9 protein-coding genes are annotated in these 14,111 nt (G+C 59.5%); 4 read left to right on the top strand and 5 right to left on the bottom strand.

From position 1 onward, the window contains the following. Positions 1 to 182 precede the first annotated feature (182 nt). Entirely contained in the window at positions 183 to 2,555 is a 2,373-nt protein-coding gene (locus HFP54_RS13505; RefSeq protein ID WP_206036189.1) for an arylsulfatase, read from the top strand. 773 nt (positions 2,556 to 3,328) lie between these two features. Continuing rightward, the gene (locus tag HFP54_RS13510; RefSeq protein WP_206036190.1) at positions 3,329 to 4,222 is read left to right on the top strand and encodes an aldo/keto reductase; all 894 of its coding nucleotides are present in this window, start codon (positions 3,329 to 3,331) and stop codon (positions 4,220 to 4,222) included. Positions 4,223 to 4,256: 34 nt separating this feature from the next. Here HFP54_RS13510 and nadA read toward each other — a convergent pair whose 3' ends face one another. Further along, positions 4,257 to 5,411, bottom strand: a complete 1,155-nt coding sequence (gene nadA, locus HFP54_RS13515; protein WP_168565515.1) for a quinolinate synthase NadA — start codon at positions 5,409 to 5,411, stop codon at positions 4,257 to 4,259. A gap of 71 nt (positions 5,412 to 5,482) precedes the next feature. After that, entirely contained in the window at positions 5,483 to 6,793 is a 1,311-nt protein-coding gene (locus HFP54_RS13520; protein ID WP_168565516.1) for a hypothetical protein, read from the bottom strand. 141 nt (positions 6,794 to 6,934) lie between these two features. Here HFP54_RS13520 and HFP54_RS13525 point away from each other — a divergent pair, with 141 nt between their 5' ends. Next, positions 6,935 to 7,954, top strand: coding sequence for an alpha/beta hydrolase (locus tag HFP54_RS13525; protein ID WP_168565517.1), 1,020 nt, complete (start codon positions 6,935 to 6,937; stop codon positions 7,952 to 7,954). Between the two features lie 87 nt (positions 7,955 to 8,041). Continuing rightward, positions 8,042 to 8,797 (top strand): PAQR family membrane homeostasis protein TrhA, encoded by a 756-nt coding sequence (gene trhA / locus HFP54_RS13530; protein WP_315853891.1) that lies wholly within the window; start codon positions 8,042 to 8,044, stop codon positions 8,795 to 8,797. An 18-nt stretch (positions 8,798 to 8,815) separates the two neighbouring features. On the opposite strand, the gene HFP54_RS13535 is transcribed toward trhA, so the two are convergent. The 3 genes from HFP54_RS13535 to HFP54_RS13545 all read right to left on the bottom strand — a co-directional run bounded on the left by HFP54_RS13535 (position 8,816) and on the right by HFP54_RS13545 (position 13,894). Continuing rightward, on the bottom strand, positions 8,816 to 9,739 hold the full coding sequence (locus tag HFP54_RS13535) for an NAD(P)-dependent oxidoreductase (RefSeq protein WP_168565646.1): 924 nt from the start codon (positions 9,737 to 9,739) through the stop codon (positions 8,816 to 8,818). 155 nt (positions 9,740 to 9,894) lie between these two features. Next, entirely contained in the window at positions 9,895 to 11,343 is a 1,449-nt protein-coding gene (locus HFP54_RS13540; RefSeq protein ID WP_146413669.1) for a DUF1501 domain-containing protein, read from the bottom strand. A 43-nt stretch (positions 11,344 to 11,386) separates the two neighbouring features. Further along, positions 11,387 to 13,894, bottom strand: a complete 2,508-nt coding sequence (locus HFP54_RS13545) for a PSD1 and planctomycete cytochrome C domain-containing protein (protein WP_168565518.1) — start codon at positions 13,892 to 13,894, stop codon at positions 11,387 to 11,389. Between the last annotated feature and the right edge of the window lie 217 nt (positions 13,895 to 14,111).

Consider the following 14,111-nt stretch of genomic DNA (forward strand, 5'->3'; position numbering starts at 1 on the left):
CCGTCGTCGCGTGTCGCTGCGAGAAAGTAAAGCACGACCCACAACTGCTAAACCCGGGTCACGCGATGCCGTTCGCTGTCATCCACTCGTTCTGGGCGTACACTGACACCCACACCGGTCGTCACTCTGGCGGCGACCTCTACTCTAGCAGCTCAACATCTAATCTCTCGAGCAAACCATTCATGAGACACTTCGGCCCTCTGTTCCTGGTCAACACCATTGTGCTGTGTGCTTTGACTCTGGATCCCGCCGGCGGGCAATCGCTTCCGGATGACGGATCGGTGTTGCCGTTTCCGCCGCAACCGATGGCAAGCGTGACCAAACCGCGACTGCAAGATTCGACAATGCAGTGGCCCAATCCGAAGGAGCGATTGCCCGATGACGCGCCCAACATTCTGGTGATCCTGATCGACGATGTCGGCTTCGGTGTGGCGGAAACGTTCGGCGGCGAAGTCCACACGCCGACGCTTTCCAAGCTGGCCGACGAAGGGTTGCGGTACAACTGTTTTCACACGACCGCCATTTGTTCGCCGACGCGAGCATCATTGCTGACCGGACGAAATCACACTCGCGTCAGTTCAGGGACGATTGCCGAACGTGCGGTCGCGTTCGACGGATACACCGGCGTCATCCCTAAGACGGCGGCCACTTTCGCTGAAGTGTTGAAACACTATGGGTATCACACATCGGCGTTTGGTAAATGGCATAACACGCCGGCGACCGAAACGACATCGATGGGGCCCAAGGATCGATGGCCGAATGGTTACGGATTTGAATATTTCTATGGCTTCCTGGCCGGCGAAACTTCGCAATGGGAGCCTCGGTTGGTTGAAAACTACAATTTCGTCGAGCCACCGATCGACGAAAGCTATCACTTGACCGAAGACCTGGTCGACAAGGCGTTGACCTGGCTGGACCAGCGACAAGCGTTTGCACCGGATAAGCCGTTTCTGATGTACTGGGCACCCGGTGCAGTTCATGGTCCCCACCACGTGTTCCCCGAGTGGGCCGACAAATACAAGGGCAAGTTTGATGACGGCTGGGACGCTTATCGCGAACGCGTCCATCAACGTCAGTTGGAAATGGGGATCATTCCGCCGGGAACCCAACTGACGCCCCGCAATGAAACGATGGCGGCTTGGGACGACATCCCGCCGGAACAGTTGGCGTTTCAACGACGCGGTATGGAAATCTACGCCGGGTTCGTGGAGCACACCGACACGCAAGTCGGCCGTCTGGTGGAAGGGCTGGAATCGCGTGGGCTGCGGGAAAACACGCTGGTTTTCTACATCTGGGGCGACAACGGATCGAGCGCCGAAGGGCAAAACGGATCGATCAGCGAATTGCTGGCCCAGAACAATATCGCCAACACGGTGCAACAACAGTTGGACGCGCTTGAAAAGGTCGGCGGATTGGATGCTTTGGGAACGCCAAAGACGGACAATATGTATCACGCCGGTTGGGCGTGGGCCGGCAGCACGCCGTTCAAAGCCACCAAGCTGGTGGCGTCGCACTTTGGCGGCACCCGAAATCCGATGGTCGTTTCCTGGCCAAAGAAGATTCGTCCCGATGACAACATCCGGAACCAATTCCATCACGTCATTGATATCGCGCCGACCATTTATGAGATTCTGGGAATCACGCCACCCGATCAGGTCAACGGCCAGAAGCAAATTCCTATCGATGGAACCAGTCTGGCATACACTTTTGACTCCCCAGACGCCGCTGGCCAAAAGGATGCTCAGTTCTTTGACAACAACGGCAGCCGTGGCATCTATCGTGATGGCTGGTTCGCCTGCACGTTCGGACCGCTGATCCCATGGAATACACCGGCGTCGGGGCCTAGGATCAAAGCCTGGGATTCCGCGACGGACGCCTGGGAACTGTATCGCCTGGAAGATGATTTTTCCCAGGCCCAGGATTTGGCGACGACGGAACCGGAAAAGCTTGAAGAGCTGAAAGATCAGTTCGCTATGATGGCGGAGAACAACCAGGACTTTCCCATCGGCGCGGGCTTGTGGCTCCGCTTGTACCCGCAAGATCGTGTCGCCCCGTCGTATCGACGCTGGGAGTTCACCGGAGACACTCGCCGTATGCCGGAGTTCGCGGCGCCGGGGCTCGGACGGGAAAGCAACACGGTCACCATCAAAGTCGATTTGCAGGAAAACGCCGACGGCGTGTTGTACGCACTGGGCGGTGCCGGCGGCGGTTTGACGTTGTACTTGAAGGATGGTCGTCTGAAGTACCTGTATAATTTGTTCATCATCGAACAGTACACGGCGGAAGCGTCCGAGCCGCTGGCGGCGGGCCCCCACACGATTCAGGTCGTGACTCAGATTGAGGGGCCAGGACAGTCGGGCACAGTCAAGTTAGTGGTCGATGATCAGCAGGTCGCGTCGACAGCATTGAAGCGAACCGTACCGGTGGCGTTCACCGCGAGCGAAACGCTTGACGTGGGCCTCGATCTGGGATCCACCGTGTCGCTGGACTATCTGCAGCAGCGTCCTTACGAAATCGAAGGCACCATCGACAGCGTTGTCGTCACCTTGGATTGATCCAACGGCCATCGTTGGCTTCCGCTGCTGCTATGAAGGAGTGGTTGATCAAGAATCCATAGCCGATGACGTAGGCTTCGTCGGCAAACACGTTCTGATTTGTGTCATCGGGAAGTGAGACTTCGAGAGTCAGCTACAAGGGACGTACTCAGGTTATGAAAATGGTAGGGGGCGTTGGCGGATGCCCAGGCTGATTTGCGTGCGGCGATGACGGGCTCGCGAGAGCTTCGGCCAGCGAGCATGTTCAACGCTCGATGGATTTCATGAGCTCTCGATCCGTGAGACGGTGTCGGGGCATTTCGCTTCCTCCTTGGAGCACTTTGGTCATTACTCCGGGAGGCTGTTCGATGCGTTCCATTTTCGCCAGATCAGTTTGTAAAACATTGCCTGGTGTTCTTTTCGCTTGCTCTTTTTGGACGACGAAGGAAACGAAACAACAAGCGACGGTCACTGGACGCTGCGAACGATTAATCAGGACTGTTGGTCGTCTTGCCCATGGAATCGGGATGCCATGGGCAAGCTTTTGGTAACACATATCCGATCGGGCAACGGACAATGCCGGCGACGCCGGGCTACTGCGAAATTCGCGTGATGAGGGGTGATGAGTCGGGCCGCATCTGAGATAATCCGCCGTGCCGGATTCACCGCTGAAAGTTCGGTTTACTTTTTACCAAGGCCTCGGCCCAGATCATCACCGAACACGCCGGCTTGAATCGCCGGATGATCCACGTTCGCATCTCAAACGCTGCCACCCACCAAAGCACCATATCACGATGTCAGTCATCCTAGGACTTTGGCCGATCGCCGGCGTGACCACCGTCGGTGTCAGCCGTGATGATGCCCGATCGACGATCGCCGCGGCCATCGATGCTGGCATACGGCGATTCGATACCGCATACAGCTATGGGTATGACGGCGAGAGTGATCGGTTGATCGGTGAGTTTCTGCAGACCGATCGTGATGCCTTTGAACTGATCGGCAAAGCCGGGCAACGTTGGACGCCGGATCGCAAACGCGTTGTCGATGGACGGCCGCAGACTCTGACCGCCGACGTCGAAGAATCGCTTCGTCGCGCGGGTCTGGATCACTTCGATGTGCTGATGTTGCACAGCCCCGATCCCGACGTGCCGCTGTCCGAATCCGCTGCGGCGATCGATGCAATGCGTCGAAGCGGAAAAGCCAAACGCATCGGCATTTGCAACGCGGACGAAGATCAGCGGAAACAGTTCGCCGCCGTCGCGGGATGCGATGCGATTCAGTGCCCGTTGAACTTGTTGCAGCAAGATTCACTGGACACATTGATTCGCCCAGCCGCGGCGGACGGTGCCCAGTGTCACGTGTACTGGACGTTGATGAAGGGCTTGTTGGCCGGAAAGATCGGCCGCGATCATCAGTTTCCCGAAGGCGACAGCCGGCCCAAATACGATGTCTTTCAGGGAGAGAAACGCGAAAGAGCGCACCGGATTGTTGATGCATTGCGCGACATCGGTTCAGGGATCGGTCGCAGCGTTGCCAGCCTGTCCATCGGCTGGGCGGTCAGCCAAGACGGCGTTTCCGGTGCACTGGTCGGTGCGCGTCGGCCTGATCAGATTTTGGAAACGGCCGACGCGACCGCCTTGGACGCATCGACGCTGGCGCAGATCGATCAATTGTTGGCCGACGTCTAGCGAGCGGCTGAATTGTTGAATCTGTTCAGCCCGTTTACTTCACCTTCAGCATCCGCTGCAGTGCGACCAAGCTGTGATGCGTCGTTTCATCGTCGACCAGGATCTGGTTGACCACGCATCCGTCACGCAGGTTTTCCAGGCACCAGCACAGGTGGGCCAAGTCGATCCGGTACATCGTCGCGCACATGCAGACGACCGGCGACAAGAAATGAATTTCCTGTTCGGGGTGCTCCGCCTTCAGCCGGTTGACCAAGTGCAATTCCGTGCCGATTGCCCACTTTGTTCCCGGCGGGCTGTTGCGAACCGTGTCGATGATCTTTCCGGTACTGCCGCTGACATCGGCGATGTCGTTGACTTCACGCGGGCATTCCGGGTGCACCAAGATCTTGATGCCGGGATGGTTCTTGCGAAAACCCTCGACATGTTCGGGCCGGAACATTTGGTGAACGCTGCAGTGGCCTTTCCACAAAATCACACGGCTGTCGCGCAGTGCCTGTTCGGTGTTCCCCCCCAGTTCCAACGCATAGGGATCCCAGACGGGCATTTGTTCGGTACCAATGCCCATGCCCAACGCGGTGTTGCGGCCGAGGTGTTGATCGGGAAAGAAGAAAACGCGATCGCCCCGTTCAAACGCCCAGTCCATCACCGATGCGGCATTGCTGCTGGTGCATACGATGCCGCCGTGGCGACCACAAAACGCCTTTAAGCTGGCCGCACTGTTGATGTAGGTCACGGGAATCACGCGACTGGTGTCGATGATTTCACCCATGTCGGCCCAAGCGTCTTCCACCTGGGCGATCGCCGCCATGTCGGCCATCGAACAACCCGCCGCCATGTCTGGCAAGATCACGGTGACCCGGTCGCCGCCACGTGATTCCAATTTTTCCGGACGGTTGGCCAAGATGTCGGCGGTTTCCGCCATGAAGTGTACGCCGCAGAAAACAATCGTGCGGCACGTTTCGCTGGACGCGGCCAACTCGCTCAGCTTGTAACTGTCTCCCCGCAGGTCACAGTGCTGGATGACTTCGTCCTGTTGATAGTGGTGACCCAACAGCAACAGGGAATCGCCCATCGATTGCCGCACCGCTTCGATCCGCTGATGCAGTTCGTCGGATTCCATTGTTTTGTACGAAGCCAACGGGTGCAGCGAATCGTCTTTCGCAACTTTGGCTGTTGGCAATGCAGTCATCGACTTTTTCGGGGCTCATTTGATGGGGAATGGTGGGGCGGGACACCGGCTTTGGAACCGGTCGGCAATGCCTAGCGATCGCCGTGCTCCAAGGAGTCCATTGTAGGTTCCACCACCGAAATCGACCATGGACAGACGCGTCGGATTTCAGCCGCCGATTCGGCATCGGGAACAAATACCCGCAAATCTGAGGCCGAAAAAGCATCCAAATCCACGTCGCCCGAAGCCCGAAATTCGCGTTCCGCCGTCCAGTCGACGGTCTTTCCACGAGCTTGGAAACGATAGCGATCCGCTTCGTCCAGCCTCGACGACTGTTCGGGATCGCCGTACACGACCGGGCGAATTCCGCAGTCCAAAGCCGCTGATTTCCGGATCGCGATGCCAAACGGCAGGTAATCCCACCGCCGCAGGTGCGACCGATACGTTCGGCGTTGCATCAATTCACTGACCGAAACGGCGGAAAAGCAAACGACGGGATACTGGTGCGACGATGCGACCGCTGATGCCACCAGACGCCGTGTCGTGATGATTCGATGAAGCGTCCCCAGGGCACTGCGGTCCCGGTCGACCGACAACAGACAATCGTCCATCCATTGCTGTGAAGTCTGGCCCGGCCAGGCTCCGGTGCAAGGTCTTGTGCAGTGTACCAGCCACCGGTCCGATTGCTGAATCCAGTCGGCATCGGTGTGGATCCAGCCACGATCGCTGACGGGATGGTCACCGCCGGCGACGTCTTGGTCGTACATCCAGTGCCCGACGGCACCGCCGCGGATCAACGGGCCGGATGCACAATCGGCCAGTCCGGTCACCGCGATGCGAACGTTCGGGGACGGTCGCAATTTCAATCGTTGCGTGATGAAACGCTGGATCGATCCGCCGCGACGAACGTACAACGCATCGATTGCGTCACAGTTTTGAATCAAACACCGATCGCCGGCGGTCGTGTCGCTGCGTTTGCGGTCAAGGCGTTTGCCGTTCCCACGCTGCGGCGATGATTGTCGGTCGGTCTCGCCCGGCGACGGGGGATCACAAGGCGACAGAACCCCCAGTGACGCGCCGAACAATTCCGCGGCTCGGCTGGCCCAAGGCAGCACGGCGGATCCCGCCGAAACGACAAAGGCCGCGTTACGATTGCGGGCGTCGGTCATGATCCGCCGCAAACGTTGACAGACCTGTCGTCGACGGTGCGGATCATTGCCAAGCCGGCTGCACGTCAGTCCAATCGTTCGCTCAATCCTGGTCCGTCGGCGAAGCCAACGAAGTTCATAACCGTCACGACGACAGGCGTCGGCAAAGCCTGATGTCACGATCTCCGCGTCGACGTTCGCATTGCCGTCGCTGGTATCGTCGGTTCGTTTTTCTGGACGGGTCCGAGTGTCCATGGGCCAGGGCCCTCCTGGTGCTGGCCGAGTGACTTGGGGTCCATCCACCTTTCGATTCACGCTTCGTGACGGCTTTGCGTGTGTCACCGGCCGCGGTGGATTATAAACGTCCCTGTCTTGCACTTCGACCAAGGAATTCCGATGACACACCCTGACTTTGCCAAGAAGTTTCATTCCAATGTTCTCAACTCGCTCGCGCCGAATCCCGCCAGACAGGCCTCCGGCCCGCGGCCGATGATTCCGGTTTGCAGCATGCCCCGTTGGTCCGCCGCCATCGTTTTGGGACTCCTTTGCACGGCAATTTCTATGAAGGCATCCGCCGACGAAGCAGCGACAGCCGTTATCGACATCTGGGACGGCGACGCACCGGCTTGGAATGCACCGCAGGCCGAGGAGAGTGACACCAGCGGACCGGACGGTCGTAAAGTCGCCGGTCGCTCGGTGATCCGTCTGGGAAATGTGTCGACACCCCAGCTGCACGTATATCCCGCCCATGCCGACGGACCGGGCACATCGACGGTCGTGATCGCGCCGGGCGGCGGCTATTCGATCCTGGCGTGGGATTTGGAAGGCACAGAGATCGCGGCGTGGCTGAATTCCGTGGGAGTCGACGCGGTGGTGTTGAAATACCGCGTGCCGACTCGATCGGAGGACCAGAAATGGCTGGCGCCGGTCCAGGACATCCAGCGGTCGATCGTGATGCTGCGAACCAGCAAAGTCAGCGGCGTGAACGCACAAAAGATTGGCGTTTTGGGTTTTTCGGCGGGCGGAAACGCATCGGCGCGGGCGTTGACGGCGTCGACGCTACACTATGCCGCACATCGACCGGGCGACGGCAAAATTCGGTTCCAGCCCGACTTTGGCGTGCTGGTTTATCCCGCCTGGCTGGTCGAATCGGATGAAGATTTGACATTGATCGACGAGATCACGGTTGACAAAAACACGCCACCGGCGTTTTTTGCACACGCCATCGATGACCGTGTCAGTTGCCTGTCCAGCGTGGCGTTGTTCACGGAAATGAAGCGAAACGGGATCCCGTCGTCGCTGCACGTGTTCAGCGGTGGTGGACACGGGTTCGGTCTGCGTCAGGCCGATTCCCCGACCGATCAATGGCCCGACCTGTGTGCGACTTGGTTGCGTCAGATCGGCATGGCCAAGTAGCCCGGCGGCAATCAACGCCGGGCGCTGCGTCGCTGAACGACCACTGACTTCCCACGACGCAAGAGATCACAAACAAGGATGCGCCCGGTGTTACAGCCACAGCCGATTCAGTCCGATTGCCCTGATGGAGACGGCGAATCCAACGGCACTGATTCTGCCGCCGATGAATCATCGGCCCGGGACCACGATCCGACGCTATCGAAAGCGCCGATGAAGCCCGGTGAAGAATGGGCCAACGCGCTGTCGCACGGCGGCGCTTGTTTGGCGGCCGTGATCCTGGGCGTGATGTTGGTCGCCAAAGCATGGCGGGTCGACACGACGATGGGGATCGCCTGTGCCGCGTATGCGGTGTCGGTTGTGGGAACGTTTCTGGCGTCGACTCTGTCGCACACCGTGTTTCGCCAGCCTTGGTTGAACCGTTTCCGTGCCTGGGATCAAGCGATGATTTATTGCATGATCGCGGGCACCTACACGCCCATCATCATCGCCCACGCGGGACCGACGAATCGGATCTGGCTAAGCATCGCGGTTTGGACGGCTGCGCTGACCGGATTTGTCGCCAAGGTGGCGCTGCGACACCGGATCAACGGAATCAGCACGGTCACCTATTTGATGCTGGGCTGGTTTCCCGCGGTGCCGTTGATCGGCCAAGTCCCACGGGCATTGGCGTTGGGCATGTTTGCCGGTGGTGTGCTGTATTCGATCGGCGTGATCTTCTTGATCAACGACCGTCGGTTCCGATACGCCCACGTCGTCTGGCACGCCTTTGTGATGGCGGCCGCTTTCGTGCACTACCGGTGCATCGATTGGTATTGCGTCGACTTGGCGATGGCATCGAGCTAAGCGACGGTCGTCGGATTGCTAATTTCGCGTTTTCCAGTCGAATCCGTTCAGGCTGGACAGTGCCAGTGCCAACGCGTGGGTTCCGTCTTTGGCGTGCCCCTGAGCGGCGACCGCTTGATAAAGCTGTTGAGCCAACGCCAAGCCCGGCATCGACAATCCCATGCGGCGGCTTTCGGCCAGCGCGATGCCCATGTCTTTGATGAAGTGTTCGACAAAAAAGCCGGGATCAAAGTTGTTGTCGATGATGCGAGGACCCAAGTTGGACAGTGACCAACTGCCCGCCGCACCGCTGCCGACACTTTTTAAAACGGTTGGCAAATCCAGACCCGCGCGGTGGCCATAGATCAACGCTTCGCAAACGCCGATCATGCCGGTGCTGATCAAAATCTGATTGACCATCTTGGTGTGTTGGCCGGAACCCGCGTCGCCTTGATGCACGACCGTCTTGCCCATTGCGTCCCAGCACGGCTGCAGCGCCGCAACCGCCCCAGCGTCGCCCCCGATCATGATCGACAGCGTGCCCTCTTTGGCACCTTTGTCGCCGCCGGAAACCGGTGCGTCCAACGCCAGAACATCTTTCTTGGCCGCAGCCTCTGCAATCTCCACGGCCAACGAGGGCTGGCTGGTCGTCATGTCGACGATGATGTTCCCACTTTCACATCCGGCCAAGACACCGTCTTCGTCGTCTAGGATCACCGACCGGACATCATGCGGAAAACCGACGATCGTAAAGATCACATCAGCCGCTTCGGCTACCGCACGAGGGCTGTCGGCCCAGGTCGCGCCGCGTTCGATCAACGTCTGGGCTTTCGATCGAGTTCGATTGAACACGGTTGCCGAAAAGCCCGCGTCGATCAGATGTCCGCACATGCTGGCACCCATCACGCCGGTTCCGATCCATCCGATGCGTGTCTTTCCAGGTTCGATCGCGTTGACGGACATCATTGCCTTTGGATTGCGGGGGTGAAAACGTTTTCGGCCGAAGCGGATCTTCTGAACGATGGCAAAGCGTTGTGGGCTTTGCCATTGCTGAAGACACGGTGTGATTCAGACGCCGTGCAAGTCAGATGATTGTGCGAATCGAATCCAGAGCCTGACTAGCCCAACTTGGCCAGTTGCTGGATGAATGCGCCTTCGTTGACCGTGGGCCGCTCCAAGCGTCCTTGATAGTTGTAGGACAACCGCATGTTGTCCAGCCCCATCAGGTGCAAGATGCTGGCGTGAATGTCGTGCACGTGCGCACGATCCCGCACCGCGTACAACCCCAGTTCATCGGTCTCGCCGATCGTCTGGCCGCCCTGAACGCCGCCGCCGGCCATCCACATGGTAAAGCCGGTCGGGTTGTGATCACGTCCGTCGCCCTGTTCGCTCATCGGCGTGCGTCCGAACTCACCGCCCCACACGACCAAGGTTTCGTCCAGCAGACCGCGTTGCTGCAAATCGGTCAGCAATCCCGCGATCGGCCGATCGACTTCCCGGCAATACTTCGTGTGGTTGCCTTCGATGCCTTTGTGGGCGTCCCATTTGCTGCCCGCGCCGCTGTAAAGCTGGATGAACCGCACACCACGTTCGACCAATCGGCGCGCCAGCAAGCAGATGCGGCCGTACGGTCGGGTGTTGTCATCGTCCATGCCGTACAACTGGTGTGTCTGGGCGGTCTCTTGTGACAAATCCACCGCCTCCGGTGCAGACGCTTGCATGCGATAGGCAAGTTCGTAGGATCGAATCCGCGCATCCAACTCGCTGACTTCTGGCAACCGGCTGGCATGACGGCGATTGATCTCTGCGATCAAATCCAGTTTTTCACGTTGCCGGATGTCGGTGATCTGTTTCGGCGGTGAAAGGTTGCGAATCGGCTGGGTCGGATCATCGCTGCCCACCGGTGTTCCCTGGAACGTGGCCGGCAAAAAACCGTTGCCCCAATTGCGAACCCCGTTGACCACCGGCGTCGTGCGGTCTTGCATGACGACGAACGCGGGAAGGTCCGCATCGCCGGTGCCCAGTCCATACGTTGTCCATGCCCCCAGCGACGGACGTCCGCCCAGGATGCTGCTGGTGTTCATCAGGTTGCAGCCGCCGGCGTGGTTGATGCCTTCGCCGTAGCAAGAACGAATGACGGCCAGTTTGTCGGCGTGCTGTGCGACGTGGGGGAACCAATCGCTGATCTCAAGCCCACTTTCGCCATAGCGATCCCACTTCCGCTTGCACGCCAGCAACGCGGTGTTCTTTTCGCCCATCGCCGTGATCGGTTCCTTGAAACTGCTGGGCAACGGCTGGCCCGCAAGTTCATTCAACAACGGCTTGCGATCGAACGTGTCCAGCTGGCTGGGGCCGCCTTCCATGAACAAAAAGATGACGCTTTTCGCCGTCGCGGTGTGGTGAACACCGCCGCCGGCCAAGGCGCCCGCGGCCGCCGATTGCTGCGCCAACATGCCGCGCAGGGCCAGCGCGCCAAACCCCGCACCGGCGTTGACCAAAAAGTCACGACGGTCGCGCAGGATGCGATGATGCGGAACGCCGATGCGATCACACAGCGATGAAGTCATGGGCGAAACCAGTGAGTGTGTTGGATGAACAAAATGGGCTGGATCATTCGACGAACAGAAACGCGTTGGCGTTCAACAACACGTGACAAACGTCGCGGCATCCGTCGTCACCCGCCTGGACCAGCGGAGTCAACAATTCAACGTCATCGTCGGACATCGGTTGGCACGTCAGGACCAGGCCCGCATGACGAACGAATTGTTCCGCCCAATCGTCGGAATCGCGGTGGATGCCATCGCGGCGAAGGTCCGCTTGGACGCGATCGGCAAACTTTGCGGACACATGAATCAGACGATCGTTGTTGATCATCATCAACGACTGGGTGGCGGTGATCGTGACGTCGCGGCGTGCGGTGCCGACGATTCCGGTCGGGGCATCCATCAACTGCAGCATCTCGTCACCCGTGTTACGTTTCCGCTGCAGATAGATCGTTCGCCGTGGCGGCGCGCCGCTGGGACTGGGGCCACCGATCTGGTGATTCACTTGGTCCATCACCGCCAGCAGCGTGTCCCGGTACTGTTCCGCATCCAGCCGCCGGACGCTGCGACGCCACAGCAGCCGATTCATTGCGTCGATTCGTTGACCGTCGGCACGTCGCGGATGATGAGCCGATTGCCGGTACGTTTCGCTCAGCAGGATTTCACGCTGGAGCCGTTTCAAATCCCAACCGGTTCGCTGCAGACGGTCAGCCAGGTAGTCCAGCAGTTCCGGATGAGTCGGCGGGGTCCCGAGCGCGCCAAAGTCATTGGGCGACGCGACGATGCCACGGCCGAAGTAGTGCTGCCAAATGCGGTTGGCGATCACGCGAGCGGTCACCGGGTTTTCCGGCGACGTCATCCAACGTGCCAACGCCAGCCGACGCCCGGTCGATTTTGGGTTTGCCGGGGGCGGTGCAACGTCCAGCGGCACGCCGCCATAAATCTCGGGGACCTCCGGTGCAAAGTTTCGTCCGCTCTGTCGGCCGGGCAACCGCGTGGGACGAATGTCACCACTGGCATCCGCAACGGTCATCACCCGCCGTGATGGACGCGGGTTGTATCCCAGTTGTTTCAATTCCGCCAAAATCTCGCGTCGCCGCGCCGTGGCTTCTTTGCCGATCTTCTTTTCAATCTCGCTGTCGCGTGCCTGTCGATCCAACACCTGCAAGTGAACCAGGTGTGCGATTTGTGATTCGTAACTGTTGCGTTGATCGGCCGGCTTGTCGTACATCGCCAGCACTTCGTCGGGGAACAGTTCCGCCGCGGCGCGTCCGGACCACGCCAACGCTTCCGCATCAATGGTGTTCAATTCCGCGACCAGCCCGTCGATCTTTGCCTTGTTCTGCGGATCTGCCGATGGGGAACACTGCGGGTTGGTGATGTCACGGAACATCAGCGGTTCAAACACGCTGCGGAAATGAAAGTAATCGCTGCGTGGGATCGGATCGAACTTGTGATCGTGGCACTTTGCACAGGCCAAACCGGTCGCCAAAAAAACATCGGCGGTGACATCGGTCAATTCGTCAACGATGACTTCCCATTGGCCCTCGGCATCGCGTTGGTTGTATTCGTAAATGCCTTGTCGCAAGAAACCGGCGGCCGTCAACGCTTCTTCGTTGTTCGGATCGACTTCGTCGCCGGCGATTTGCATCGTCACAAATTCGTCGTACGGCATCGCCGTGTTCCAAGCGTTGACGACCCAGTCGCGGTATCGATGGGCCGACGGGCGAAAGGCGTCTTGGCGATAACCGTCGGATTCAGAAAAGCGAACCAGGTCCAACCAGAAACGACCGATGCGTTCCCCGTGACGCGGATCGGCCAACAGGCGGTCGACGATTCGTGCGTAGGCATCGGGCGAATCGTCTGCCAAAAAGTCATCGACGTCTTCGCAACGCGGCGGCATGCCGGTCACGTCATAGAACAAGCGACGCAGCAACGTACGGCGATCGGCGGACGGCGATCGGGACAATCCGGCCGTTGCGAGCGCATCGTCGATGTAACGGTCGATCAGGCCGGCGGCCGCGGGGAAGTCGCCGGTGGGGACCAAGCCGATCGGCGGAACGGTGCGAATGGGTTTCGCCGCCCAGTAAGAATCCGCATCGGCGGCGGGTTCGGAATCGTCGCCGGCGTGATCAAAGGATTCCGGCCAGTACGCACCCTGATCGATCCAGCGACGCAGCGTCTCGATCTCCGATTCGGTCAGAGGTTCGTCGGGCGGCATTTCCAGACCGTCGTAGCGAACCGCCGCCATCAGCAAACTGGTATCCGCGTCGCCGGGAATCACGGCCACGCCGCTGTCACCTCCCTGGGTGATCGTGGTCGCCACGTCCAAACGCAAACCGCCTTCGCTTTCCGATTCGCTGTGGCATTCATAGCACCGGCGAATCAGCAGCGGTCGGACTTCGCTTTCAAAGAATTTGGCATTCGAGCGAGAGGTTTCCACCGAAACCAGCGTGGCGTCGGCCGATTCCGCCGCCCGCGTGGCACTGATCAGCCCGCATAGGAAGACCGAGAGACCGATCGCGAGTCGTGCCGTCGTGGTACGGAGGCATCGGTCGAGGGATCCGCGCGTCATCAAACGGCGCCTCTTGCGGTGGGAAGGTGCGGAAAGGCGGGGCAGGCTGGGGGGGACGCATGGGGCGAAACGCACCGCTATCGCCGATCGACGGGGCGGCGCGGGCCGTCATGCCTCACCAGCTTAATGCATCGCAGGGGCCCACGGCAAGAAAAACGGGGGCCGACACCGGTATCCGAATCGGGGGGCAAAGCTGTCATGCCGCCACCGCACCGCA

The sequence above is a fragment of the Crateriforma spongiae genome (assembly GCF_012290005.1).
GTDB classification, from domain to species: domain Bacteria; phylum Planctomycetota; class Planctomycetia; order Pirellulales; family Pirellulaceae; genus Crateriforma; species Crateriforma spongiae.